Origin of the sequence: Marinoscillum sp., assembly GCF_965229915.1 — a bacterium.
Taxonomy (GTDB): Bacteria; Bacteroidota; Bacteroidia; order Cytophagales; family Cyclobacteriaceae; genus Marinoscillum.
Window position 1 is genome coordinate 626,464 of the sequence record NZ_CBDDJZ010000001.1, and the last position, 26,431, is coordinate 652,894.

Annotated in this window: 20 protein-coding genes; 4 read left to right on the forward strand and 16 right to left on the reverse strand. The window is 44.3% G+C overall.

The window, feature by feature from the left end; genetic code table 11:
• Positions 1-621: 621 nt before the first annotated feature.
• A complete protein-coding gene (locus tag ACO067_RS02725; protein ID WP_421870436.1) occupies positions 622-2,502 on the reverse strand; it encodes an ABC-F family ATP-binding cassette domain-containing protein in 1,881 nt (626 codons plus the stop codon).
• A gap of 87 nt (positions 2,503-2,589) precedes the next feature.
• Between ACO067_RS02725 and ACO067_RS02730 the strand changes: the two genes are divergently transcribed.
• Together ACO067_RS02730 and msrA are read left to right on the forward strand one after the other, a co-directional pair.
• A complete protein-coding gene (locus ACO067_RS02730) occupies positions 2,590-4,368 on the forward strand; it encodes a M61 family metallopeptidase (protein WP_421870439.1) in 1,779 nt (592 codons plus the stop codon).
• Between the two features lie 726 nt (positions 4,369-5,094).
• Complete coding sequence (msrA, locus tag ACO067_RS02735; protein WP_421870442.1) at positions 5,095-5,754, forward strand: peptide-methionine (S)-S-oxide reductase MsrA; 660 nt, start codon at positions 5,095-5,097, stop codon at positions 5,752-5,754.
• On the opposite strand, the gene ACO067_RS02740 is transcribed toward msrA, so the two are convergent.
• On the reverse strand, positions 5,751-6,386 hold the full coding sequence (locus tag ACO067_RS02740) for a 2OG-Fe(II) oxygenase (RefSeq protein WP_421870445.1): 636 nt from the start codon (positions 6,384-6,386) through the stop codon (positions 5,751-5,753). The genes msrA and ACO067_RS02740 overlap by 4 nt on opposite strands.
• Positions 6,387-6,478: 92 nt before the next feature.
• On the opposite strand from ACO067_RS02740, the gene ACO067_RS02745 reads away from it, so the two are divergent.
• Positions 6,479-6,877, forward strand: a complete 399-nt coding sequence (locus ACO067_RS02745; RefSeq protein WP_421870448.1) for a Dabb family protein — start codon at positions 6,479-6,481, stop codon at positions 6,875-6,877.
• Here the strand turns inward: ACO067_RS02745 and ACO067_RS02750 are convergent.
• The 3 genes from ACO067_RS02750 to ACO067_RS02760 all read right to left on the reverse strand — a co-directional run bounded on the left by ACO067_RS02750 (position 6,874) and on the right by ACO067_RS02760 (position 14,237).
• The gene (locus ACO067_RS02750; RefSeq protein ID WP_421870452.1) at positions 6,874-8,070 is read right to left on the reverse strand and encodes a GAF domain-containing protein; all 1,197 of its coding nucleotides are present in this window, start codon (positions 8,068-8,070) and stop codon (positions 6,874-6,876) included. The genes ACO067_RS02745 and ACO067_RS02750 overlap by 4 nt on opposite strands.
• 85 nt (positions 8,071-8,155) lie before the next feature.
• Positions 8,156-11,038, reverse strand: a complete 2,883-nt coding sequence (locus tag ACO067_RS02755) for a PD-(D/E)XK nuclease family protein (RefSeq protein ID WP_421870455.1) — start codon at positions 11,036-11,038, stop codon at positions 8,156-8,158.
• The gene (locus ACO067_RS02760) at positions 11,031-14,237 is read right to left on the reverse strand and encodes a UvrD-helicase domain-containing protein (protein WP_421870459.1); all 3,207 of its coding nucleotides are present in this window, start codon (positions 14,235-14,237) and stop codon (positions 11,031-11,033) included. The genes ACO067_RS02755 and ACO067_RS02760 overlap by 8 nt, the downstream gene beginning before the upstream one ends.
• A 260-nt stretch (positions 14,238-14,497) precedes the next feature.
• On the opposite strand from ACO067_RS02760, the gene ACO067_RS02765 reads away from it, so the two are divergent.
• A complete protein-coding gene (locus ACO067_RS02765; protein WP_421870462.1) occupies positions 14,498-14,860 on the forward strand; it encodes an energy transducer TonB in 363 nt (120 codons plus the stop codon).
• A 60-nt stretch (positions 14,861-14,920) separates the two neighbouring features.
• Here ACO067_RS02765 and ACO067_RS02770 read toward each other — a convergent pair whose 3' ends face one another.
• From ACO067_RS02770 to ACO067_RS02820, 11 genes are all read right to left on the reverse strand, one after another.
• Complete coding sequence (locus ACO067_RS02770) at positions 14,921-15,721, reverse strand: hypothetical protein (RefSeq protein ID WP_421870465.1); 801 nt, start codon at positions 15,719-15,721, stop codon at positions 14,921-14,923.
• Positions 15,718-16,269 (reverse strand): RNA polymerase sigma factor, encoded by a 552-nt coding sequence (locus ACO067_RS02775; protein ID WP_421870467.1) that lies wholly within the window; start codon positions 16,267-16,269, stop codon positions 15,718-15,720. Before ACO067_RS02775 ends, ACO067_RS02770 begins: the two co-directional genes overlap by 4 nt.
• Before the next feature lie 3 nt (positions 16,270-16,272).
• Positions 16,273-17,202 (reverse strand): hypothetical protein, encoded by a 930-nt coding sequence (locus tag ACO067_RS02780; RefSeq protein WP_421870470.1) that lies wholly within the window; start codon positions 17,200-17,202, stop codon positions 16,273-16,275.
• 946 nt (positions 17,203-18,148) lie between these two features.
• Positions 18,149-19,480, reverse strand: a complete 1,332-nt coding sequence (gene argH / locus ACO067_RS02785) for an argininosuccinate lyase (RefSeq protein WP_421870473.1) — start codon at positions 19,478-19,480, stop codon at positions 18,149-18,151.
• Between the two features lie 392 nt (positions 19,481-19,872).
• Complete coding sequence (locus tag ACO067_RS02790) at positions 19,873-20,958, reverse strand: M20 family metallo-hydrolase (RefSeq protein ID WP_421870476.1); 1,086 nt, start codon at positions 20,956-20,958, stop codon at positions 19,873-19,875.
• The gene (gene argB, locus ACO067_RS02795) at positions 20,936-21,715 is read right to left on the reverse strand and encodes an acetylglutamate kinase (RefSeq protein ID WP_421870480.1); all 780 of its coding nucleotides are present in this window, start codon (positions 21,713-21,715) and stop codon (positions 20,936-20,938) included. Before argB ends, ACO067_RS02790 begins: the two co-directional genes overlap by 23 nt.
• Positions 21,708-22,655, reverse strand: a complete 948-nt coding sequence (locus tag ACO067_RS02800; RefSeq protein ID WP_421870482.1) for an N-acetylornithine carbamoyltransferase — start codon at positions 22,653-22,655, stop codon at positions 21,708-21,710. The genes argB and ACO067_RS02800 overlap by 8 nt, the downstream gene beginning before the upstream one ends.
• Positions 22,655-23,458: a pyrroline-5-carboxylate reductase gene (gene proC, locus ACO067_RS02805; protein ID WP_421870485.1), complete on the reverse strand. Its 804-nt coding sequence runs from the start codon at positions 23,456-23,458 to the stop codon at positions 22,655-22,657. The genes ACO067_RS02800 and proC overlap by 1 nt, the downstream gene beginning before the upstream one ends.
• 3 nt (positions 23,459-23,461) lie before the next feature.
• Positions 23,462-24,433: an N-acetyl-gamma-glutamyl-phosphate reductase gene (gene argC, locus ACO067_RS02810; RefSeq protein WP_421870488.1), complete on the reverse strand. Its 972-nt coding sequence runs from the start codon at positions 24,431-24,433 to the stop codon at positions 23,462-23,464.
• Complete coding sequence (gene argG, locus ACO067_RS02815) at positions 24,426-25,622, reverse strand: argininosuccinate synthase (protein ID WP_421870491.1); 1,197 nt, start codon at positions 25,620-25,622, stop codon at positions 24,426-24,428. Before argG ends, argC begins: the two co-directional genes overlap by 8 nt.
• Entirely contained in the window at positions 25,619-26,233 is a 615-nt protein-coding gene (locus ACO067_RS02820; protein WP_421870494.1) for a GNAT family N-acetyltransferase, read from the reverse strand. Before ACO067_RS02820 ends, argG begins: the two co-directional genes overlap by 4 nt.
• Positions 26,234-26,431 lie beyond the last annotated feature (198 nt).

Here is a 26,431-nt window from a genome sequence, read left to right on the forward strand (position 1 = left end):
AATGACAACAAGAGTAACCGTCATCCCACGGATTTCTAACCCGACACTTCGGGGGAGAAATACCGGGGGATCTGAAACAGGATGTTAAACAATCGGACTAGTGTTATTGACCAAGGTGGAAATTCAAGCCATGAAAACTAAATAGATCGTGAACAGTGCTTCCTTCATGAAGATTCCCTCGTCGGGCGCCCCTAGCCGAGCGACTAGCCGGGCGCCCCGGTTTCTGCTCCGCTACACCGTGGAATGACGAAAGGAGAGTAACCGTCATCCCACGGATTTCTATCCGACACTTCGGGGGAGAAATACCGGGGGATCTGAATGAGAATGTTGCATAGTCCGATTAGCTGTTGTCCAAGGTGGAAATTCAAGCCATGAAAACTAAATAGACCGTGAACAGTGCTTCCTTCATGAAGATTCCCTCGTCGGGCGCGACTAGCCGGGCGCCTCTATGCCAGATTCCCCTAGCCGGGCGCCCCAGTTTCCGCTGCGCTACATCGTGGAATGACGAAAGGTGTATCGTCATAAAATAGGTTGACTCTTTGATCAAGACGGCCAACTCGATTTATCAATCAAGTTATAGCCACCAAATAAACCTAAAACCTTCACCCTAAAACTTTTTCTTCACACCCTTTCACTCAGCTCCAGCCAGCGCATTTCTTTTTCTTCCAGCTCGGCTTTTACGCGCTCCAACTCCTCTCCTAGTTTCTGCAGTTCGTCGTAGGCTGTTTTGGTGTTCATCTCTTCAGCCAGTTGTTCCTTCTTTTGCTCCAGCTTCTCCATCTCCTTCTCCAGTCCATCAAACTCCCGCTGCTCGTTGTAGGAAAGCTTTTTCGTTTCTGGCTTTGGCTCGGGTGCTGTAGTACTCGTCTCTTGCTTTTTAGGGCTGCTGGCTTCCTGTTTTTTGGCACTTGGCATGGCTCCCTGCTCCCGTAGATCGGTGTAGTTGCCTGGGAAGTCTCTGACCTGTCCATTGCCTTCGAATACAAACAAATGGTCCGTCAAGCGATCCATGAAATACCGGTCGTGAGATACCACTAGCAGACATCCATCAAAACTCTCCAGATAATCCTCGAGTACATTGAGCGTCATCAGGTCCAGGTCGTTGGTGGGCTCATCCAGGATCAGGAAATTGGGATTATTCATGAGTACTCGTAGCAGCTGCAGTCTTCTTCGCTCCCCACCGCTGAGCTTGCCCACCACGTTAAACTGCATTTTAGGTGGGAACAAAAACTGATTCAGCAAACCACTGGCAGTCACCTGAGAACCATCCGCCAGTTTGATCACCTCAGCTACTTCTTTGATCACATCAATCACCCGAGCCTCCGGATCAAACTGATGTTCTTCCTGCGTGTAGTAGCCAAACTTGGTCGTTTGGCCCACTTCGCGCTTCCCACTATCCGGTGCGATCTCACCGATCAGGATATTCAGAAAGGTGGACTTCCCTACGCCATTTGGCCCCACAATCCCAACGCGTTCTTTGCGCTGGAAGGTGTGGTTGAAATGATCCAGTATTTTCAAATCACCAAAGCTCTTGGAGATCTGCTCCAGCTCCATGATTTTCTTGCCTTGTCGCTCGCCTTTCAGGTTGACTTCCATCTCCTGACGGTTCACATTTTTGGAAGCCACTTCTTTGGTTTCGTAAAAGGCATCCACCCGGTACTTGGCTTTTGTACCACGTGCTTTGGGCTGCCGACGCATCCAGTCCAGCTCTTTTCGAAGCAAGTTTTTGGCTTTGTCCACTGTAGCTGCTTCGCTTGCCTCTCGCTCTGACTTTTTCTCCAGAAAGTGGGAGTAACTGCCTTTGTATTTAAAGATCTGTCCCTGATCAATTTCCAGGATCTCGTTGGTCACCTTATCCAAAAAATACCGGTCGTGCGTTACCATCAGCAGGGTTAGGTTGGCAGTGGCCAAATAGTTTTCCAACCATTCGATCACCCGCAAGTCCAGGTGGTTGGTAGGCTCATCCAAGATCAAAAAGTCCGGGTTGACAATCAACGCCTTGGCCAGTGCCACGCGTTTACGCTGACCACCAGATAGGTCGCTCATCTTCTGGTCCAGATCATGGAGTCCCAACTCACCGAGCATTTGCTTCACATGACTTTCATAATCCCACGCATTCAAGCGATCCATTTCCTCAATCAGCGGCGTGATGTCCGGAGCATTTTCCGGATCGATGGTTGCCTGATGCAGCGCCAATTCATAGTCACGAACGACATTGAGCTCGGCGATATCTTCTGAAAACACCGCCTGCACGATGTTGTCTTCATCATCAAAATCTGGATTTTGGGGAACCATCGCCACTCGGATACCTTTGCGGAAAGAAACCTCACCCCGATCGGGCGTTTCCAATCCGGCAATGATTTTCATGAGTGTCGACTTGCCACAGCCATTGACACCCACCAAAGCCGCTTTCTGACCCTGATCCAAACCAAACGTCAACCCCTCAAACAACTGCCGCGAGTCGTAACTCTTAGCCAGATTTTCCACTGATAAATGATTCATGCCGCAAAGTTAGTCGGCGCTACTCCAATATCTAGCAGGACTGCAAGTATTTAGTATCTTCGAGGTTTGAAAACCAAACCACATTTTATGCGTCTTTTTGGACTACTCCTTCTTTCACTCTTAGCTACCGGTCAGCTATTCAGTCAGGACATTACCTACACTTTGGACCTCTCCAATAGTCAGCACCACGAGTTGAAAATCAGCATTCTATTTACAGAATTAGAGGGTGAGTCCCTGGAAATCCGGATGCCCAATTCGTCTCCTGGAAGGTACGCCCTGCACAACTTTGCCAAGAACGTGTACGAAGAGCAGGCGTTTGATGGAGCGGGTAATGAAGTGGAGCTGGTGCGATTGACTCCCTTCACCTGGGAGATGCCTGTCACTAACGGAAAGGCACGATTTGACTATACCATCTATGGCAATCACGCCGACGGCACCTACCTGGGCGTAGATGCTAAAAAACTACATATGAACATGCCCGCAACCTTCGCTTATGGCACCGGTCTGGAAGATCGAAAAATCAACCTGGTGATACCGAAGAAAGAAGGCTGGTCGGTTGCTACACAATTGGTTAAAGAAAACGAGACCACTTACTCAGCTCCCAATTATTATTACTTCTACGATAGCCCAACCATGGTAGGAAAAATTGACTGGCGCGAGTGGCAGGTAGACGGCCAAACCATACAGCTGGCCATGATGCACGAGGGTACCAATCAGGAGCTAGATGACTACACCGAATGGGTGAAAAAAGTGGTTGCTGAGCAGCAGTCGATTTATGGAGAACTTCCTTCATTTGATTATGGGCGATACACCTTTCTGGTAGCGTACAATCCATGGGTAGATGGCGATGGCATGGAGCACCGCAACTCCACCGTATGTACGAGTACCGGCTCATTGGAAAAAAATGCGTCCGGTTTGATCGGAACGATCTCACATGAATTCTTCCATGCCTGGAATATCGAACGCATACGTCCCAAGTCTTTGGAGCCGTTTGATTTTGACCAGGCAAATCTATCAGAAGCACTTTGGTTTGGAGAAGGCTTTACTTCCTACTTTGATGACCTGTCGCTGACCCGAGCTGGTATTTACAGCCCTGAGCAATATGTCAATAGCTTAGTCGGTGGGCTCAATTATGTACTCAATAGTCCTAGCCGGGAATTTCGTGGCCCGATCAAAATGAGTTACAACGCCACTTTTGTTGACGCTGGAACGGCCAATGATGCTACCAACTACTCCAATAATTTCGTGAGCTATTACAGCTATGGATCAGTGATCGGCTTGGGGCTGGATCTCACCTTGCGCGTAGAGTTCAACAAAACACTGGATGAATACATGCGCATGGTGTGGGAGCAATATGGCAAGCCAGAGATTCCATACACCATGGAAAACCTGGAAGATGTACTGGCCCAGCTAACCAACAAGAACTTTGCTGAGACATTCTTCAAAGAGCAAATCCAGGGAAGCAAAATACCCGACTTTGATGCATTATTTGAGGAGTTTGGTATCAAGATGTCACTTCAAAATCCAAACTCAGCCTACTTTGCTAATCCTAAAATCAATGACAACAACCAGGTGCAAAGTACCGTCATGCGGGGAACCGCTTTTTACGAAGCGGGTATTGAGCAAGGTGACAAGATTATAAGCGTGAACGGCACCACGATCAACACTACAGCGGATTTGAATAGAGAGATCAACGCCATGGAAATCGGCAAGACTTATGCGATTGAATACGAGCAACTGGGCGAAGTAAAAACCGGTAGCTTCACTGCGAAGCAAGATCCCAGGATCATGCTTTCTTACCTCTCAGATGACAAACTGAGCAAGAAGATTGTGAAGCGACGAAATGAGTGGTTAGAGATTAAGTGATTAATTAACCGCTCGGGTCTTAAAAATCTCTACTGAGCTATCTAGTGGGATGCTTAGAGCTATTATCCAATTGACTCATTGTACAACTCACCCCAGAGTTTAAAAATAGAAAGAATAACAATCTATCAAAGGGGGCTGTCTCAAAAGTCTGAAATTGGTGTCATTCTGAATTTATTTCAGAATCTATGTAGTTGAATATCAATGCATTTTAGATCCTGACATTCCATGCGGAACCAGTTCAGGATGACAAGAGCCCGCTTTTGAGACAGCCCCATGGGAAGAGTTGTTTGATATTGCTTATATAGAGATTTTGGGTCATAAACATCAGAATAAGAAATACATTGCACAACGCGCAGATTTTTCTTGGTCCAGCATATTCTTATGGCATTTCAATCTCTGCGATCACAGCTTTCTCGGTGGTTTGATCAAGCTAAAAAAAGAAGACGCAGCCCCCGGGTGGGAGCCACGTCAATCTATCACCGCCTAACCTAAAAAGGTGTCTTTAATTTCTTTAATTCACAAACAACTAATTCAGGGGGTTTAGTTCCGATTCTGTAAAAGAAATCTAGCTTGTGAATCTTCTTGCATGACTAACACCAATAGGCTTGAATATGTTGTGCATGAATCGACAAAATGCAGTAGCCATGACATTTTTTTACATTAACGGGAAAAATCATGTCTGAACAACTCCTCAGAACGTTTGTTTGTACATTAAACTTTGAACCCATGAAACGTTTCTTTTTCCCAATACTGGTTTTTATTCTATTGAGCTGCACTTCTCAGGGTGGCACCAACTCCGAAAACACTGACACTGAGGTGGTTCGTACTGAGTTTGCTCATGCGGCAGCACTGGACACAGCTACTTTCGCAGGTGGATGCTTCTGGTGTGTGGAGGCCTCCTTTGAGCAAATCAAAGGAGTAGCTGAGGCGGTCTCTGGATATGCCGGAGGAAAAGCATCAGATGCCAACTACAAAATGGTAAGCTATGGACGTACCGAACATGCGGAGACAGTTCAGGTCTATTACGATCCTGATGTCATCGATTACAAAACTCTACTAGATATCTTCTTTACAGCTCACGACCCCACACAACTCAACCGACAAGGTCCGGATGTAGGCAGGCAGTACCGAAGTGCTATTTTCTACCATAATGAGCAACAAAAGCAGTTGGCGGAAGCCAAAATGAAGTCACTAGCTGAAGACTACCCGAAACCGATCGTCACCCAACTCAATGCTTATACGGCTTTTTATCCAGCAGAAGATTACCATCAGGACTATGAAGAGAAGCATCCGTACGATCGCTACATCATGAATGTCTCAAGACCAAAGATTAATCGAGTGAAAAAGCGGTTTGCAGCTATTCTGAAGGAGGAATATAAAGACTAAACTCCTGGATCATAAAACGTCAAGCCAGGTGGCTGATACAGCAGCCACCCGGTGAGGCTGTATCGATCTTTGTTGGTCATAAGCACTTCATGCTCCACCTTATCACTGCGCATGATTACGCAACGTTTGGCTACTGGAGCAATGGTCCGTTCTTCTTCATTTAGAAATACTTTTAGCTCACCACCATCCCCTTCTTGCCAGTTTTTGTTGAGATAGAGGATAAATGAAATGAGTCGGTTGCTGCGATGGTTGAACTGATCCAGATGGCGCTTGTAGAAGGTACCTGCTGGATAGTGTGCCATGTGAAATTCCGAACCGGAAAGGCTCAAGTAGCAATACCTATTCAGCACACCGATGGCCTCATCCACTCGGGCGAAGAAATCTGCCAGCTCTACATCCTTGGATCGATCCAGCCAGCGAATGTAATCCCCACGGATCTCTACTTTTTGCTGAAAACCCGCTCCGGTTCCAATTCCGGCCCGTTTGAAATCCTCTTCCTCAAGCGTTTCCTGAAAATAGCTTAAAAAAACATCCAGATCCTGATCGGTGATAAAATCATCAATCACCAGGTAATTGTCTTCTGACAGCTGATCAACCCAGTTGAGCCAGATGTCCTCATCGAATGTATTCAAATAGGTAGTTAAAATAACGCGCGAATGTAGTACGCTTTCTAAAGATAAACGGTTCCATTAAATTACTTTTTTGAACTCAATTTTTCTGATCTATGAATAAGCGATTATTTATCCGCAAAGCTTTATTATCTCTTGGTGCAGTAGGCTTAGTTTCTCATGTTAAGGCTCAGCCAAAAAAAGTCATCAAAGGCCGATTCATTCATATGGTTTACTTCTGGCTTACTCCTGAGGCGAATGCAGATACCTTTATCCAAAATACGGAAGACTTTCTGAAAAAAGTAGACGTGATCAGAGGCTACCACCTCGGAAAACCAGCTGGAACGCCCAGAGAGGTAGTTGATAATAGCTACTCCGTGAGTTTGGTAGTCACGTTTGATAGTAAAGAAGATCAGGACATCTATCAAAAGCATGAGGCGCATCTCAAGTATATTGAGGACAATAACACCCAGTGGACAGAAGTCAAAATTTACGATTCGTGGGGAGCTCTTTAGTAACGGCTCTTCACCACAGAAAACAATAACTGGATACTTCCTTCGGATAGTTTGAACGTAATGGTGGGCTCCTCAGCGGTATGATTTTTAAGCTCCCTGACAATCTCTCCCAGTACAGCTTCTGACAAGTCCTCACATGCTATAATCAATGCGGCACGTACCTCCTGATCTTCGATAGACATACGAATTTTGTGATGATTGCCGGCTTTCTTGATGCCATTGGCCACCAGTGTGAGTGTCAGTGCTACAATAGAAGACCCAAGTGTACGTGGAGTGGAAATCTGAGGGTCAAACTCCAGTTCTGGCAGCAGTACTCCACCGACTTCTTTGGTCACGTGACGTGCCAGTTCACGTCCTGACTCTGCCACTTCTGATAGCATGGTACTAGTGGTGGGTTGGAAAACGTGACCGAGGGCCTCCAGAGAGTCCTCTGTATCTTCGATACTCGCTTCTATGTCGTAGAGGCCATTTTCACATCGTTCGAGTGAACTTCGTGCATCTTCCAGCATTTTGCGGATCTCATTTTTGGATTTAGGCTCGCCATAGAGTGTCATTTCAATAATCCTCAGAAAGGTAGACAACTCTCTGGTAGCCACCATTCCTTCTGATACGCTGCTTTTGATCGGCTTAATCGACCCCATGGCCTCTTTTAGCGCAGGAGAGGCTGCCTTCCCAATCAAATTGCTGTGATCCTTCCTTTTGGATTTGTTTAATTCTGCCAACCGTTCATTAACGAGATCAGCCAGTTTTTTAAGGTTTTCCTTCTCCTCTTCACTGAATGCATGCGGTTCGGTATCCAAAACACAAAGCGACCCGATGACCGTATTATTGGATTTGATCGGCATACCCAGATAAGCGCGAATGCCATATTCTTCTACTATTTGCTGAGGGATACCTTTCATTCCCTGTGCATCTACCAACTCCAACGGCTGTTCGGTGGTCACCACAAACTGGCAAAAAGAAACATCTTTATCAGTACCTCGGGATTTGGCCAAATCCTCAGGCAGCCCATAATGTGCTTTGAAAAATTGCAGTTGTTCCATCACCACAGTCACCAGAGCAATGGGTGTTTTCAACTTTTTGGCCGCATCGTTGACGATTCGCATTAACTGCTCGTCCTCAGCCTCAGCTAACAATTCCCTGGTGAAGGGCAATTCATCAGAGGAGAATCTGGCATCTAGAGCACTTTCCATATACAGTGTGAGTTGTAGATCAACAAATGATCAAGCTGGTGTGGTAAATATAGCTACTAAGACGTAAAACATGCAATAAACCAACCTAACGGCCACAAATGTCTTGATATGGGCAATAGCTGCATTTCTTCAGATCATCTGTTTGATCGAAGGCTACTTCTGGATCAAACATCTCGGTAAGCAAGTCAGAAATGGCCTGCTCAAACTCTGGCAAGTACTGTCGAAACTCCGTTACACTTGTTTTATGTTGTTTATCAAATATCTGCCATTCAAAATCCTTACTGAACAGGTCCTTTGAGTTGAATAAACCTGGCTCAATGACTTCATAGTCACCTTCGTATTTTTTGTAAAATAGGTAACTGTAGAAAAACACCTGAAAAGCCGCCTTACGTCTGGATTTTTCCTGACGGTCTACCAACGCCGCAATGGTGGTAAAGTCTTTATCATCCCGGCCAGTCTTATAATCAATCACCCGAACCTTACCTTCTTTCTGATCAATTCGGTCAATAATGCCTCGCAAACGCACTTTCTTCTCCTTTCCAGCTACTTGAATTGGAAACTCCATGAAATACCCCTCTTTTGTGCTGGCCTCCAGGCCAATGATCTTGAAAGGCGCATATTTCATATCATAATCGAGAATCTTCTCAATGAACTTCTTCAATACCTCAGAAGCAATCAAACTACGCCCCTCCAACTGAAATTTCTTTTCCTTTTTGATCTTATAGTGCTTCTTGAAAGCTTGATTCATCGCGCCTGATATCCCTTCTCGAATCCAGAAAATGTCTTGTGGATAAATCTCCTTGCGTTTCTCCCGATCTGTAAACTGCTTGTAAAGAATCTCCATGGTATCGTGGAGGATGTTTCCAAAGACCATGGCGTCCATTTCTTCCTGGACTTCATCTGGTTCATACAATCTCTCTACGTATTTGAAATAAAACTTCAGTCGACAGTCCAGATAGGCATTAAGTGCCGATGGTGTGAAAGTGCCCGGATGGATGCCTTTGGTCGATTGATAGCCATCGAGGTAGCGCTCCATTTTGGCTTGAATAAGTGGTGTTTTCTGGATAGTAATTGGAGCAGGAGCTGTCGTTTTGATCGGACTGGCCAGAATGCGTTTATTGATCTGGTAGCTAGACTCCACTTCCAGCTGTTGTACCAGTCTACTAAGCTCTCCATTGACATTGAATTCTGCCACGGTATTGTAAAAGAAATGGATGTTTTTAGCGCGCTGCAGCAATCGATAAAAAAGGTACGAGTAAATCGCGTCCTGATGATCAAATACTGGTAAGCTAAAGGCTTTACGGATATTGAATGGTATAAAAGATCCACGACGAGCTGCTGCTGGCCAACTGTCCTCGTTCATATTCAGAATGAAGACATTCTCGAAATCCAGATTTCTAGTCTCCAAAATACCCATGATCTGCAGTCCATTTAATGGCTCTCCTGTAAATGGTATCTTGAGCGTGCGTGCCAGTCGGCGAAAGAGCTTGATCAGAAAATCATACCCCAAATCATCCGCCCGATCACCCATCATCTCACGGAGGTGCACTACATGCTCGTAAAACCGACTGATGAACTCCAGTTCCAGATCATGCCCTTTATCCTTCCAGGTATCATAAAGACACTTAAGGATATTCATTAGATAGGAAAATGGAGAATCGATCTTTTGGAAGATAATCTGAAACACCTCATGTTTCAGCTCCAGATCATCCAGATACAATGTGATCAGGTTTCTACTCTTGATCTGTTGGATCAAATCTTTGATGCGATCTTCTTCGAGTGCGAAAAGCAACGGATGTTCTAGCAGTTCCACCAATGGCTTGTAGTAAAACGATACGCCATTGACCAGGCTTTCCTTGCGCATGTGTTGCAAAACCAGGACACTCTCCAAAAGACTATAGACGGGAGTATCCTTTAGCGGGTAACCCATGGTAATGTTGACCTTATCTACTCCATCCGGAATGGCGTGCAGTGCCGGAAACAACATATGTTCCATTGGAAGAACCACTACGGTATTCTCAGGGTCAAAGGAACCGTCCTTAACTAACCCTTCGAGATGTTCGGCAAGTGCTTTGGTTTGACCAACTTCTAAGGAAACTCCAGTGGCATTAAATGATTTATCCTGCCCAAACCGACTTGGAGGTTCTTTGGGGAATGTATTTCTAAGTACAGAATCACGAGCATATTCGCGAAGGAAAAACCCTGCCTCCTGCTTTGGGTTATTGAAATAATACTCATCCAAATCCCAGATCATCTCGGCTTTGTACTCATGCACGAAGTGTTTGATGATTTTCTCTTCCGCAAAGGTTAATGCATTGAAACCCGCAAAATAGATTTTACTTCCTTCTGCCGGCGCCACATCATGAAGGTTATCTGAAATTTCTCGATAGATCAATCCCCCATAAGCGATTCCTTTGGCTATTAGTCTCTCGCGATAGTCCGCATAAATAGGCCTAAGGATTTTCCAGGTCTCCAGAAATGCTTCCTGACTGGCAGTTGCCTTGGGAAGAAAACTGGACCAAAACGATTGAATGATGCGCTTGTCCTCCTCATCCAGGAAATAAAACTCTTCATCCAGCTCCTTTTGGGTCTTGATACTGGTGAACAGCTGATCGGTATTGACCAGGTATTGATCAATCTCCTCAAAATCTCGAAGGATCATTTCGCCCCAGAAGAAGAATTGATCAAAGCTCTCGTCTTTCTTTTGATGGGCCTTATATACCTCGTAGAGTGAGAAAATCGCCTCAATTTTTTCCACTTTACGCAGCGAACTAAACGACAAGACAAAATCCTCCATACTGATCACCTCTGGCATCCAGATGGGCTTATCGATGTGTTTGGATAGCTCCTTCCGAAAAAACAGACCTGCTCTACGGTTCGGGAAAACAACGGTGACATTTCTGAGTGCTTGAGCTTCGTTTTTCAACACCCGCTCTACCACTTCTGAGATGAATGACTGATTATCCATTGCTCACCTCCTCTACCGATACGTCATACAAATAAATCAAGTGTCCGGAGACTTTTTCGTATCCCATCTCAGCCAATAGCTTCATGTATTCTTTCACCTGATAATGGTCCTTTTTTCGAGGAGTCCCGGTTTTAAAATCAATCACCACTGTTTGTCCGTTTTTTTGATTAAGTCGATCGATGCGTTTGAAATCTCCACCGGGCAATAGAATGGGCACTTCTGTATGCACCTCCCACGATTCATCAAACCAATCGGCCACTTCCTGATGTTCGATGATTTTGGTCAACTCCACGATGTGCTCGAGATTGGAGAATTGGTCCAGGTCCTTTCGGTATTTGATCTGACTGAGAATGTCGTGCAGCTTGGTTCCACGCCGAGTAGCATCGTGTAGTATCGAATCATTAAGCTCTGCGGATCCTTTGATCTGGATACTCACCTTACCCCGCCAAGGGCTCGACAAATAGGATTTTAGGCCATATTCAATCGTGTCTTGTTTTTCATGTGTTGGCTGGCACAACTGACCCAGCTGAAAGGTACCAGCTTCCTCATTCCATGCATCTTGCTCCTGCACATGCTGGAGTACCAACTCATATGCATAATTGAGCTTTGGAGATGAGGGCATTTTAGCATGACCAATCAGCACCTCCACCGACCGGGTAAACGCCACATAGAGCAAATTCAGGTTATCCAGATAGGCCTTAAGCTTCTCTTCATAATACCGCTCAGCCCAAAAAGTCTGTGCGAGTCCTTTGTTGTATTTCAAAGGCACTACAGGCAGTTGATTGAATGGCTCCACTCCCACCTTGCCATCACACCAGAGAATGGTGTCTTTGGTGGCATCATGATCAAACGTCCAACTCATGAATGGCAAGATCACCACTGGAAACTCCAGGCCTTTCGATTTATGGATGGTCAGAATCTTCACGGCGTTGTTATCATCCGAAATCTGGATAGATCGCTCCTTTCGCACTTCTTCCCACCAGGCCAGAAACGATGGGATATCACCACGTTCATTTTTCGCATAATCCAGCACTGCATCCTGAAAACCTTGCAGATAAGTGAACTCTTCGGTTATCTGATTGAGGTCAAACATGCGGATGATGCTCTCCACTAATTCGTACAATGGGAGTGTTTTGAGGTATTCACGCTGTTTGACGAACTGTTTCGGACAAATCTCCTCCCAATGCTCATACTTTGAGAATATCTCACTTTCGGAAAGATCGTTTTGTAAAATGTATCGGTTGTATTCATACAGCCATTCACTCAGCACAATGGTATTTTTCTCATCATTGAGCCATTTGATCAGAGAAACGATAAACCGTACCAAATGACTAGAGGTGAGGTACAATGCTTCGCTACTGACCACTTCATATTTCAGGTCTGGGTCAGCTTCAGCAGAGTTTCTAAACTCGATAAATGCATCAGCAATTCGCTTACCTTCATTAGCATACCGGGTCAGCACAGCAATATCACGTAGTTCATAGCCATTTCTCTGAAGCTGCTCTACCTGATGAATGGTTTTCCGGATGGACTGCTCGATCCAGCTCTCTTCACTTTCCCTGTCTTCTGTAATGAAGTCAAACCGAACCATGCCGAGCTCATCCGTTTTGTGACCGGGGATCTCCTGACTCACATCAGAAAAGGTCCCAAACACCTGAGAAATTTTACCGTGCACCTGCTCCCGAATCTGATCATCGGGGATTTCTGTAATCAATTCTTCGAAGTGTCCATGTGATACTGACATCATCTGATCGAAAAAGGCATTGTTGAACCGAACGATCAGTGGGTCGGAGCGCCAGTTGGTGCCCAGGTTATGGGTTTCTACATGGTAATCGCCAATATCGTGTTTCACCCGATGCTGGAGCAACTCCCAGTCACCGCCTCGAAAGCGGTAGATAGATTGCTTCACATCTCCAACCACCATACTGAAGTTGCCTTCATCGGTGGTGTTTTTGACCAGTGGCATGAAGTTATCCCATTGGAAGGCAGAGGTATCCTGGAACTCATCGATCAGGTAATGGTTGTAGATTGATCCGACCTTTTCGTAGATGTAAGGGGTATCGCTATCACTGATGATCTGGTGCAGAAAGTCGGGCAGGTCAGCAATGAGCATCACGTCGTTCTCATCCCGGTATTTTTCCAGGTATTTGTTGATCTCAGCCAGAATCCCGAAGGTGTATAGGTATCTCTGGACCTCCAATACAGACTTGTACTTGACAAACTCGCGATCTACATAGCTAATCAAATCGCGATAGTAAATCATCACTTGCTCGGTTAGATTGACCAGGTTAGCATCATTCTGATCTGCTTTTTTCAACCATTTGGAAAGGTCATCCACAGCATTTCGCTTGGCTTCAGTGATGTCAAAATTGAGCTCATCTAGTTTTTCAAACAATCCAGCGGGTCCACCTGCCTTTCGGCTAAATGTTTCTACACTTAATCCATTGTCTTCCCAAAACTTAAAAACCTCCCGACACATTTTCTGCACCTGCTTTTCAAACGGGTACTTCACATTGTTTAACTCTTTTCGGATTCGTTCGAAGTATCCCTTTTGATTGCTCAACTCCAGAATTTGCTTCGAATAGAACTTGAACTCGTCTTTCGTGATCTCTTTGGACAGGGCTGTAATGTCTCTCCGAAAGTCCCAGCTTAAACCCTCCTCTACTTTGTGCTCTGCAAATTCGGTCAGCCACTTACGTAACTGCGTCTGCTTTTCTTCACCTATTTCCAGTAAGAGCTGATCAATAACCAACTGCAGAACCTTGTCCAGGTCCAGATCGATTGTAAACGTACCCTGAAGCCCCATCTCTCGGGCAAATGACCTGATTACCGCGTGAAAAAAGCTGTCAATAGTCACCACACTGAATCTACCGTACTGATGCAATATATCACTAAGGGCATCTGCTGCTCTCTTTGACAGTTGTTCATCAGTCACATCCAGTGAATCACAAAGCTCTGAACGCATCGGATGGTTCTCTCCACGAGCCAGTACTTTCAGAAAGGTAACAATGCGACTCTTCATCTCCTCGGTGGCTTTGTTGGTAAAGGTTACCCCCAGTATGTTACGAAAAGCGTTGGGACGAGAAAGAGCTAAAGTGAGGTATGATTTGGCCAGGGTAAATGTCTTTCCTGAACCTGCACCGGATCGATAGATATGAAAGGGCTTGCCGTCTGGTAGGTCCGTCTGAATAATGGCCATTTAGCTGTATTTCAATAATTGAGTAACAAACACTTCTAATAAAAAGAAGCACAGTTATCAAATATACAAGATGGACATGCAACCTGATAAAAAGCAAGTCGCAATTAATTATCCACAATGGATCAATGGCCATTTGATCTGATATAAATCACCATCGATCGAGATTCATGTTAATTCACCAAAAACTTAACATTACTGAATTGTTAATTTGTTAACATTTACATAATATTGGGTTATCAAATAATTAACGAAAGGTAATCATGAAAAAGTCACTCTTAACTATCGCATTTATACTCACTGCAGCAGTAGTATTTGCAGGGTCAGATCCATTGAAACCAACTATGGCTCGTGCGATCAATCTGGATGAGGTGGCTTCATCAATTGAGTACCCTACAGAAAGCAACCATAATGGTGTGGAAGGAACGGTGATGATGCAACTAAGCATTGATGAAAATGGAAAAATCACTAATAAAAAGGCCGTAACCTATCCGTGCAACAAGCTGAAAGAAGCTGTAGAAACGGCTGTGGAGAACTTGAAGTTTGAACCTGCGAAAAATGGTTTTGGCCAAGCAGTATCCAGTACGGTTAAGATTCCTTTTGCTTTCGAGCTAGCAATTGACTAATTCCTAAAAGAAGTTATAATAGTGTAATGAAGAGGGATGCCCGCAAGGGTGTCCCTTTTTTTATTCTTCTTTTCGAAAACGTAAGGGCAGCATGAATTGACGTTTTACCGGTTTTTCGTTGACCATTGCTGGTTGCCAGTCCGGCATTTGACTCACCACTTTACGAATCAGGGACACAACCGTATCCGACTCGACTCCTGATATTTGGATATCGGAAGGACGACCATCTTCTTCAATGTAAAAATAAATCTCCAGTTGATCCGTATTCAGCTGGTCCTCAGTGACTTTGGTGTCAACACCCTCGTAAAGATAACGGTAAAGACTATCGTAACCCACGCTGGGTTGAGCGTCGATGTAGACTGACAGACCTTTGGATGTATCCTTATGCTGGTCCGGTTCATTCTCCTCGGCAACCAACTCACGGTTTTGAGGAGTAGGGTCTACCTGTGGTAGCTTTTCTAACTGTTCCGGCACCTTTTCTTCATCAACAATTAATGGAATGACTTTCTTTTGCTCCAAATCAGACGTTGATTGGCTTTCTATGGGTTGATGGTCCGATCGGACATCCGATTTAGCCATATCCGGGAGTGGTACTGGCAACTCCCTATACTGCTGTGCCAGCGAGTTGGATAGCTCCTCCATTTGTATGGGTTCACGAATGACCTCTTGCTGTGGACTCACATCTACCACCCAAAAGGCAACAGAAAGAGCGGCCGCAGAACCGATAGCTCCTGCAGTTTTCCAAATTTTTACCCGCAGCTTTGCCTTTTTTGCACGTTCTACAATCTGATCAAAGTTCTTCTGTTGACCAACCATCAGTTCGTCTCGCTCTATCCAGCGAATGTTCTTTTTATAACTCATGACTTACTGATGCGTTTTTTTAGTTTATTCAGAATCCTGTAGGTCTTCATTTTCACCGCTTCCTCTGATTTGTTAAAGACCTGTCCCAGTTCCTTGAACGAGAGGTCTTCATAAAACCTCAACTCAATAATTGACAATTCCTCATCACTCAAGAAGGAAAGATGACGCGCCATTTGTTCCTTATCCATAGGATCATCAGTGGCTCCTGGTTCCATATCCAATGCACCTTGAAGGTCTTCGATTCGAAATAGAAAAGTACCCGTCTTACTCTTTCTAAAATGCATCCGCACTTCATTCAAGGCTATTTTATAAAGCCAAGGGGCAAACGAAAGACGCTCTTGGTCATAGCGATCCAGCTTTACCAATGCCTTGTAAAACACATTGGAAACAAGCTCATTGGATACTGCTGGATCACCTGACACTTTGAGTGAAACATACCTGTATATTGGCTCGAAATAGTGCCGATACACCTCTCCGAATAATTCGGGTTCCTTTTTTGCCTTCTTTATTAGCTCTTTTTCAAGTACTGGAGTCCACTCTTTGATCACTAGCTATTCAAAATATCTCACGGCCATTACTTTGACCTTCTCATTCTTGTTTAATTCCATCACTTCACCACTGACCAGATCAATCGCATAAGCGGTTTGCTCATCTATTTCTGAAGACGTCCAAATGTAGTATTGATTGGCCCAGGTTACCGGAAAGTTTTCATATATAAGCCTTGCCTCCTCGAGGGACGGAAGGACCCAATCCGATTGACCGTTGTTGACATGGCTCAGGGATATGTCATAGGCAAAAACAGCAGATGGGCTCTCTGTACACTTATAATCACCTAATGTTGCACAATTATCAGCTCCTGACCCAATACCGGTCGCACTAGCCCCTATTTCTACTTCTGGGCATCCCCAGGCTACATTGGCCATTCCATCATCCAATGTCCAGGGGTTTATGATGGAGGAAGTAACCTCGATAAATCTCCAATCATCGCTGGACTCTCCTTTGTCGTAAAGGACAATACCTCCCTGACCGTAATCACCAATCTCAGGATCAATGCCAGCATTCCTAACTCTAAAGCTACTACTGCATTCATTACCAAGATGATCATCCGCATAGACGCTTACACGCACTTCCTCAAAACCATCTTCGAACACCACCTTCAAAGTACGTGATGTATCAGACCCTATTATTCGAGCTCCCCTTCCAATATCCCATTGTAGACTATAATTCTCACTATCATTAGTTGGCACATTCTCAGAATAGAAAGCACTAACATAGTTCATGGTATCGAGAGACCCAGCACTATACGAACCACAAAGGTGACAACCGGTACCATTCCAACCATCAGGAATAGTAGCCATCATCTCTTGATAGCATGAAAGCTGGGTAGTCTCCTCGGTGATAGCTGGCTCTGGAGCAAGCTCATCACAAGCAATAAAAAGAATGAACAGGGCGAGTAACGTATTTGCTTTATGGTCAATCATTTTTACTTTTTTACTACTTACTATGCAGCTATGACCAAAAAGTAACGGGTAATTCTATTTTTTTTATGAATTGATTGCGAAGTAAGTTATAAATCTGTGAGCTGGAGGTGCCAAGTGAAGGTATTTTAACCGATAAACCGGGATATTCTCACATTCCCCACAGAAAAATTGCTTGATCCTTGACCGGTGGATGGTATTCGAAGGAATCGATAAGAATGTTAGGTCTATAAAAAGAAAAAGGTCGAGGCACCCCTACCTCGACCAGATTCAAATAAACAACATTAACCCAAAAATAGCTGTAGGGGAAGGATTCGAACCTCCACAGAGCGGTTAGCCCCGATGATTCACGATTAAATGCCGAAACATTTAATCGTGAAACACGCGGGATTTATCCCTTATCTCCACCCCCGAGACAGGAGGGCATGTCTGCCAATTTCATCACCCTACAGTGTGTCAACGCATCGTCTTTGCGTTGTTTTGATGATTCAAAAGTAGTACTAACTGACATTCTTTAAAATTTTATTAACACTTTTTGAAAAGATTTACATATCAGATCAAAATTCGATTTTCAAATTTGAAATTTCACAATTTACCCTCATTTAAAAGCCTGAAATTAGATTTCATTTAATCGTCAAGCATACAATTCCAACCATAATTTGGTGTTTACATCCATTCTTAGAATAAAATTCTTCCTTTTTGATAAAAATATCTCTCAAAACATTGAACGACACCAGTAAAATTGACTGGTTGATCTAAAAATCTCAATAGAGTTACCTCAAAAAAAAATAGATTATCTCCACAAGCACTTCTGTTTTAGGCATCATACTGTAGTCCTCGTTTCCAACGAGGACTTTAGTAGCCTCAGAATTACAATGTGAGATATAAAAGATGAAAACTAGAAGATCTAGGCATCTGCCTCATAAAGGCGAATGAGGTGAAACGATGGTTACTTTATTAGCTCCCCCAAAGCTCTCCTTACCTTTTCGAATCCAAACTCCCCTAATTCTCGATCAATCTTGGCTTGGATGCGGTCATTACCAAGGTTACCCAAACTGCCAAGGTGGGTATGCTTCACATTTCGGTTGGCTTTATACTCTCCTGCTTCTACTTGTCGACCTACTTCTTTATAGGCATCACGGAATGGCATGCCTCCCAGCACCAGCTCATTTACCAGTTCTACAGTAAACAAGTAATCGTATTTTGGATCATCTATAATACCCTCCATCACTTTCATCTCACTGATCGCAAACTCTGCAATATCAAGACATTGCTTGAGCATTTGAATGCCTGGAAATAAATGTTCTTTTAACTGTTGCAAATCGCGGTGGTAACCGCTTGGCAGGTTGCTGAGAATTAAGTTTAGTTCGTTAGGCAGAGCCATAAGCTGGTTGCAGCGCCCTCTCACGAGCTCAAACACATCGGGGTTTTTCTTGTGCGGCATGATGCTGGAGCCGGTGGTCAGTTCATCAGGAAACTTGATGAAATTGAAATTCTGGCCGGCATACAAGCACATGTCCATGGCCAGTTTGCTCATGGTAGCAGCTATTGAGGCAATAGCGTTGGCAACCGCCACTTCTGTTTTTCCACGGGTCATTTGAGCATACACTACATTGAAGTTAGGCTCATCGAACCCCAGTAGGTTGGTGGTCAATTCCCGGTCCAGCGGAAACGAAGAACCATAGCCAGCAGCTGACCCTAGTGGATTTTTGTTAGCTACTTCATATGCTCCACGTAGGGCAATCAAATCATCCGAGAGACTTTCTGCATAGGCACCCAACCACAGTCCAATGCTGGAAGGCATGGCCACCTGCATGTGGGTATATCCAGGGATTAATACATTTTTGTATGCCTCAGATTTCTTTAGCAGTTGATCGGTCAGCACCTTTACCTGGTTCGCAATCACCTCAATCTCACTTCGGAAGAACATCTTTAGGTCGACCAGCACCTGATCATTTCGGGATCTACCACTATGGATCTTTTTACCTACCTCCCCAAGATTTGCTGTTAGCAAATACTCCACCTGAGAGTGTATGTCTTCTATTCCTACATCGATGGTTATCTCTCCCGCTTCAGCCTTTTTATACAGGATTTTCAACTCTTTGGAGAGTGAGGCAAGTTCCTCTTTGGTCAACAAATCAATACTTGCCAACATCGTGATGTGTGCCAGTGAGCCCAGGATGTCGAAGGGAGCCAATAGCAAATCCAGCTCCTGGTCGTTACCGATGGTGAATACTTCTACTTTCTTATTGACGTCTGTGGACTTTTGCCAAAGCTTCATAGTTCTTTTTCTTTTATTTTCTTTCACTCTCTATCAGATCTCTCCTGAATGTGTTCATGACTTAATCATTGGAGGAAAATCGAGCCATACTAAAGGAGTCTTCATCATGTGTTCATGGTCAATTTCCAACCCCTTTTCTTTTTCCCCTAATGAAGGTGAAAGAAGTAATAATTCAAATATTAAAAAGAATCGACCTTGATTAATAAGCGTTAATGAATTGGAAGAAACACGTTTAAAAAAGCTATACTGTTTGAGCACTGATTTTATCAGTGCGAGTTTATGGATTTTCAATGTTTGCGAAGCAATTCTAGCGTATTAATCACAGTCTTGATCTTTTGGTGTTTTTGGACGGTCCGCCGCTGCGATCAAGCCAAAAGCACATTACATATTACTTATCCTTTCACCAACTTATTCAACAGCATCAAATACCCCAATATCCCTTCCCTCAATTCTTCCACATAAATGTACTCGTCCGCGGTATGCGATCGGTTCGAGTCACCCGGGCCAATCTTCACCGTCGCAAAAGGCATCAACGCCTGATCTGACATGGTCGGTGATCCAAACGTATCAATACCTAGTTCTGCTGCGGCTTTCACCAGTTCATGTTCTTTGTCAATTCGAGAAGGCTGCAGACGAGTAGATCGCTCCTTCACGTCACAGGACACATGCTGTCGAATGTGCTCCAAGGTCTCTTCATTAGAATAAGCATCAGTAGTTCGTACGTCTACCACAAAGTGACAGGTATCAGGCACCACGTTGTGCTGAGAGCCCGCCTCGATGACCGTCACCGACATCTTCACTGGTCCCAAAGTCTCCGACTGATTTGGAAATTGATAGGTCCTAAACCATTCAATATCTTTCATGGCATTGTAAATAGCATTTTCTCCCTCATCACGGGCTGCATGACCAGCCTTTCCTTTGGCGTAGCAGTCCAGCACCATCAGGCCCTTTTCATTGATAGCCATTTCCATTTGCGTAGGCTCACCTACTATACCAAAGTCTACCTCTCCCAATTCTCTAAGAATACTGCGCACACCACCTGCTCCAGAGATCTCCTCTTCAGCTGTTGCTGCAAGTATCAGGTTGTATTTCAAATCCTTGTGATTGTGGAAGTACATAAAGGTCATGATGAGGCAGACCAGTGGTCCTCCCGCATCATTGCTCCCTAAACCATACAATTTCTCATCTTCGATGATGGCCTCATGAGGATTCTTCGTATAGCCTTCATTGGGTTTGACCGTATCGTGATGTGAATTAAGAAGTATGGTAGGCTTGTCTGGATCAAAGTTTTGATTACGAACCCAGAGATTGTTTCCTTTTCGTTCTACGGTTATTTCATATTCTTCAAAGAAGGCCTGCAGATGATCAGCTGTTTTCTCTTCGTCTCTGCTAAAGCTTGGAATTTCGATGAGTTCGGAAAGGAGCTTGATCGCTACCTGATGAAGCTGGTCAGTACTAAACCTGAAGGAAGCTGCCATTCTGTGTATGTATTTGGTCGTATTTACAAATGCGCACCGATCCTACTCCACTCTCCAATGCCTTAAATGCGTTCTCTAATTTAGGAATCATCCCGCTATGAATCGCACCAGAAGCCTTCATTTCATTGAAAAAAGACTGCTCAAAATTAGTGATCAGGGATTTTGAATCATTAACATCCTTCATCACTCCATCCAACTCGAAGGTCAGAATTAGATTCACCTCATAATGAGGTGCCATAGCACTCGCCATCGTACCCGCCATTGTATCGGCATTGGTATTAAGAATGTGTCCCTGCCCATCGTGAGTTAGTGGTGCTATTACTGGTATGGATCCTTCTTCGATAAGGCTTTTCGCAAAGGTGTCGTTGACCAATTGTGGATCTCCTACCCAGCCATAATCTACATCGTTCTTGATCGGTCGTTTGCTGCTGGTGATCAGATTAGCATCTGCTCCTGTTAAACCAATGGCATTTTCACCCAGTGACTGAAGCTGCGCCACCAGCTGTTTGTTGACCAGCCCACCATAGACCATGGTGACCAGATCAATAGTAGCATCATCCGTCACACGTCTTCCTTCCACCATATTAGCTACAAGACCTAATTTATTTCCGATCTCTGTTGCGATGCGACCACCTCCGTGAATCAGAATTTTTCGACCTTTGAGTGCCACAAACCCGTTCAGAAATGCTTGTTTCATTTCAGGGTTTTCAATCACCGCACCGCCGATTTTGATGATGTGTAGTGTTTCTTTAGCCATGAGCTTCTAGTATTTCCTGAAAGACTGCCTGAGCACTATACACTCGATTGCCAGCTTGTGGGATCACGATCGAATGTTCACTATCTAGTACATCATCAGCAATTACTACATTCCTCCGCACGGGTAGACAATGCATGACTTTTGCTTCATTAGTATTAGCCAATTTCGCCTGATTGACCAGCCAGTCTCCATTCGTTCCCACTTTTCCATAATCATGAAAAGAGGACCAGTTTTTAACATAAACAAAATCGGCTCCTTTAAGGGCCGCTTCCTGATTGTGCTCGATCTTGGCACCTTTCGTAAACTGCTCACTTAGTTCAAACCCTTCAGGCTGAGCGATGGTGAAATCATAGTCTGTCTGAGTTAACCATTGAGCAAATGAATTGGGCACGGCTTGTGGCAATGATTTGATGTGTGGAGCCCAGGTCAATACCACTTTGGGCTTCTCCACTTTCTTGAATTCGGCAATGGTGATCAAATCTGCCAAAGATTGCAGTGGATGCAGTGTAGCAGACTCCAAACTAACTATAGGACATCCAGCGTGCGCTTTGAAAGCATTCATGATTTTTTCACTGTAGTCAGCATCTCGATCGGATAATGAAGGAAAAGATCGTACTCCAAGAATATCGCAATATTGCCCCATGACAGCTGCTGCTTCACGGATATGCTCTGCCGTACCACCATTCATCACTACACCATCTTCCATCTCAATCTGCCAGGAATCTTGAGTCACATTCATGACAATCACATCCATCCCCAGATTAGAGGCTGCTTTTTGGGAGCTCATCCTTGTCCTTAAGCTGGAATTAAAAAAAAGTAGCCCAAGTGTTTTATTGAGGCCCAACGCCTTGTTGGCAAAGGGATCCTTTTTAATGGCCAGCGCCTTCTTGACCAATACCATAGGATCAGCCACATCCTGCACTGAAGTGAAATGCTGCATTATTTAATGTTTTTGATTTTATCGTATGAGACCATCAGACCTTTGATAAGCGCTGAGCTCAATCCCTGATGTTCCATTTCATTTAACCCCGCAATGGTACATCCCTGCGGAGTAGTTACCTTATCAATCTCTACTTCTGGATGATTGCCATTTTCCAAAATTAAGGAAGCGGCGCCTTTGGCGGTTTGAACGGCAATTAACTGTGCTTCATCTGAATGAAAACCCATTTGAATACCTCCTTGAGTAGCCGCACGCAGAAAGCGCATAAAAAAGGCTATTCCACTAGCTCCAAGGACCGTGGCAGCCTGCATCAATTTCTCGTCGATCACGAGCGTCTGCCCGAGTGAATTAAACACCTTCTGCACTGTTAGTGCCAATTCCTTGCTGTCATTGCAGGCTATGCAGGTCATGGACTCACCAATGGCTATGGCTGTATTAGGCATAGCGCGGACCACAGGAACACTGACCTTCAGTAACCCCTTGATCTCCTCTATGGAGACACCTGTAATCACCGAGACCAACACATGCTTTTCAGTAAGAACAGGATTGATTTCCTCTATGAGCGTAGCAAGCTGCTTGGGCTGAACACAGAGAAACACATAACCTGATTGCTCCACAGCTTTTTTATTATCGTCAACTGTGAGATAGCCCTGCTTTGCCAAATAATCAATGTGCTTGAGATTCCTTCGGGTCAAATAAATCTCGTCAGCCTTTTTTAACTCTTCCTCCACGATACCCTGAGCAATGGCAATGCCTAGATTCCCAGCTCCAAGAATCGCGATATTTTGATCTAATACGTTCATAGCTTAAAAATTACTAGCTTTCAATTTTAGGCCTGCCGATTCCTCCAGACCAAACATCAAATTCATGTTTTGAACAGCCTGACCTGATGCACCTTTGAGTAGGTTATCGATGATGGAAATGACTAGAAGTTTATTTCCCTCCTTTTGAACATAAACCAAAGCCTTATTGGTATTAACCACCATCTTCAAGTCTGGATTCTGATCTACTACATGGGTAAACGAATGGTCTTTATAATAGTCACGATAAATATCATAAGCCTGTTTTTGTGAAATCTCCGATTCGAAATAAGATGTCACTATAATCCCACGGGTAAAATTTCCCCTGAAGGGAACAAAGTTGATTACCTGTTCTTCTCCTGATTCTTGTGTCAGACTCTCTCCTATTTCAGACAGATGTTGGTGCGTAAATGCTTTGTAGACACTCATGTTGCCCTCTCGCCAACTGAAATGTGAAGTTGTAGACAGTGATTGTCCAGCGCCTGTTGACCCTGTGATTCCCGTTGTATGAATTTCTGATTTGATAATTCCTGCCCTTGCTGCAGGCAAAAGCCCCACTTGAATGCATGTGGCAAAACAGCCTGGGTTCGCAACCTTTCGAGCCGATTTGATGGCTTCATGATTGAGCTCTGGCAAGCCATAAATAAAGTCGTTGCCTGGTGCCTTCAGTCGAAAGTCATTGCTCAGATCAATGATTCGAACCTCCGAAGGTACTTTGGTGTCCGCAAGAAAGGTCCTGGATTCTCCATGTCCCTTGCATAAAAACAGCACATCTATCTGATCAAAATCCAGCTCTGCATCAAACAGCAACTCCGTATCTCCGATTAAGTCCGTGTGGGTGGAGCTGATTTTCTGACCTGCCTGGCTGCTACTCTGTGCACAGACCACCTCTGCATTTGGATGGTTCAGTAAGATTCTGATCAACTCACCAGCAGTATAACCAGCCGCTCCGTATACTCCTACTCGCAATTTACTCATCGGTCTGGTGTACTTTGTGATAAATCATGTTCTGGTTGCCAAAAATCTTCGAAAAGCCTTTGACATCTTCTCCAGACCAGGAGTTGTTCATTTCGCCATACTTACCAAAACTTGATTGCATCAAGTCGTGATCAGATTCTATGCCAATGACATGAAATCGATAAGGACTCAGCATTACATTAACATCTCCACTAACGAATTTCTGCGTACTCTTAAAAAATGCTTCTATATCCCGCATCACTGGATCCAAATAATGTCCCTCATGCAGCAGGTTACCATAAGTGAGTGCAAACTGATCCTTCAGCAACAATTGGTTTTTGGTAAGTACATGCTTTTCTAGCGCGTGATGTGCTTTGATAAGAATGAGAGGTGCCGCAGCTTCAAAGCCAACGCGTCCTTTGATCCCTATGATGGTGTCACCCACATGGATATCCCTTCCGATGGCGTATGGATTTGCCAGTTTATTGAGCTCTTCGATGCATTCGACAGCAGAAAGCCTCACTCCATTCAACCCAACAGGTTCGCCTTTTTCGAAGACAATATTTACTTGTTTTGGCTCTTCTTTGGTGAGTTGACTTGGAAAGGCGGTTTCAGGAAGGTAATGATTGGAAGTAAGTGTTTCCTTACCTCCTACGGAAGTGCCCCAAAGTCCCTGGTTAACAGAGTATAAGGCTTTCTCCCAGTTACCATTCACACCATGATCAATGAGGTATTGGATCTCTTCTTCTCTTGAGAGTTTATTATCACGGATCGGCGTAATAATCTCCACTTCCGGACACAGAATATTGAAAATCATATCAAACCGCACCTGATCATTTCCGGCACCTGTACTCCCGTGTGCGATTGCAGTTACTCCCAGCTTATTGGCTTCATTGGCAATCGCTGTTGCCTGAAACACACGCTCGGCGCTAACAGAAAGCGGATAAGTGTTGTTTTTTAACACATTTCCGGCAATCAGGTATTTGATCGATTTCTGATAAAACTCCTCTGTCGCATCTACATTGAGATGACTTACTGCCCCGAGTTTTTTAGACTTTTGCTCCAAAGCTGTCAGCTCCTCATGATCAAAGCCTCCGGTATTGACAGTTATGGTATGTACTTCATACCCCAATTCTTTAAGGTAGATGCAGCAATAGGTGGTATCTAACCCTCCACTGAATGCAAGGACTACCTTCTTTTGATCACTCATTTAATTTTCACTTTTTGTTTCCAAAACAGGATTTTCTCTTGCACCTTCTCACTCTTATTCTTCCACTGTCGTTTCTTTTCTTCAGGGTCATAGAGCATGCCGGTGCAAAGACACATTTGATGATTCTTGCGGGTTAAGATGTCGTAGTTGACACAACTCGAACAACCTTTCCAGAAAGCCTCATCTTCCGTGAGTTCTGAAAACGCAACAGGTCTGTAACCCAGATCAGAGTTGATCTTCATTACAGCCATACTTGTCGTAAGTCCGAATAATTTAGCGTTGGGGTATTTCTCTCTTGAGAGTTTAAATGCACGTTCTTTGATGGCTTGGGCCAAGCCATTATTTCTAAAGTCCTGGTGCACAATCAAACCTGAGTTGGCGAGGTACTTGCCATTGCTCCATACCTCTATGTAACAAAATCCGGCTAACCTTCCCGATTTGGTCAGAGCTATGACCGCCTTGCCCTCGTTCATCTTCATTTCGAGATAATCGGGGGTTCTTCGGGCAATTCCAGTGCCGCGTTTGGCAGCACTGTCAGCCATCAATTCGCAGATTTCCTCTGCATATTTTATATGTGATGCATCAGCAACTGATACAACGAACTTGTCCATCTTGGATATTGGTATTTTAAAGAATCAGTATAAAAATAACGAAAAGTCGAAAGGAGGTCACCGCGTAGGTGTCCTAAGAAACATATCAGGCTTGCCGCCTGGGAAATCTAGGCCTTAGTGAGGGAGACGATATGTTCAAATATGTTTTCAACGGTATATTTAATTCTTCAAAGCAAAACTAATTACTATTTTTTCCCA

Excerpts from the sequence above, each read along its gene's own strand:
- ACO067_RS02730 (WP_421870439.1), top strand. The coding sequence starts at position 2,590 with ATGCGTCTTTTTGGACTACTCCTTCTTTCACTCTTAGCTACCGGTCAG.
- ACO067_RS02800 (WP_421870482.1), bottom strand. The coding sequence starts at position 22,655 with ATGCAGCATTTCACTTCAGTGCAGGATGTGGCTGATCCTATGGTATTG.
- argC (WP_421870488.1), bottom strand. The coding sequence starts at position 24,433 with ATGAGTAAATTGCGAGTAGGAGTATACGGAGCGGCTGGTTATACTGCT.
- ACO067_RS02770 (WP_421870465.1), bottom strand. The coding sequence starts at position 15,721 with ATGAGTTATAAAAAGAACATTCGCTGGATAGAGCGAGACGAACTGATG.
- argG (WP_421870491.1), bottom strand. The coding sequence starts at position 25,622 with ATGAGTGATCAAAAGAAGGTAGTCCTTGCATTCAGTGGAGGGTTAGAT.
- ACO067_RS02755 (WP_421870455.1), bottom strand. The coding sequence starts at position 11,038 with ATGGATAATCAGTCATTCATCTCAGAAGTGGTAGAGCGGGTGTTGAAA.
- msrA (WP_421870442.1), top strand. The coding sequence starts at position 5,095 with ATGAAACGTTTCTTTTTCCCAATACTGGTTTTTATTCTATTGAGCTGC.
- proC (WP_421870485.1), bottom strand. The coding sequence starts at position 23,458 with ATGAACGTATTAGATCAAAATATCGCGATTCTTGGAGCTGGGAATCTA.
- ACO067_RS02765 (WP_421870462.1), top strand. The coding sequence starts at position 14,498 with ATGAAAAAGTCACTCTTAACTATCGCATTTATACTCACTGCAGCAGTA.
- ACO067_RS02745 (WP_421870448.1), top strand. The coding sequence starts at position 6,479 with ATGAATAAGCGATTATTTATCCGCAAAGCTTTATTATCTCTTGGTGCA.
- ACO067_RS02750 (WP_421870452.1), bottom strand. The coding sequence starts at position 8,070 with ATGGAAAGTGCTCTAGATGCCAGATTCTCCTCTGATGAATTGCCCTTC.
- ACO067_RS02760 (WP_421870459.1), bottom strand. The coding sequence starts at position 14,237 with ATGGCCATTATTCAGACGGACCTACCAGACGGCAAGCCCTTTCATATC.
- argH (WP_421870473.1), bottom strand. The coding sequence starts at position 19,480 with ATGAAGCTTTGGCAAAAGTCCACAGACGTCAATAAGAAAGTAGAAGTA.
- ACO067_RS02780 (WP_421870470.1), bottom strand. The coding sequence starts at position 17,202 with ATGATTGACCATAAAGCAAATACGTTACTCGCCCTGTTCATTCTTTTT.
- ACO067_RS02725 (WP_421870436.1), bottom strand. The coding sequence starts at position 2,502 with ATGAATCATTTATCAGTGGAAAATCTGGCTAAGAGTTACGACTCGCGG.
- ACO067_RS02820 (WP_421870494.1), bottom strand. The coding sequence starts at position 26,233 with ATGGACAAGTTCGTTGTATCAGTTGCTGATGCATCACATATAAAATAT.
- ACO067_RS02790 (WP_421870476.1), bottom strand. The coding sequence starts at position 20,958 with ATGGCAGCTTCCTTCAGGTTTAGTACTGACCAGCTTCATCAGGTAGCG.
- argB (WP_421870480.1), bottom strand. The coding sequence starts at position 21,715 with ATGGCTAAAGAAACACTACACATCATCAAAATCGGCGGTGCGGTGATT.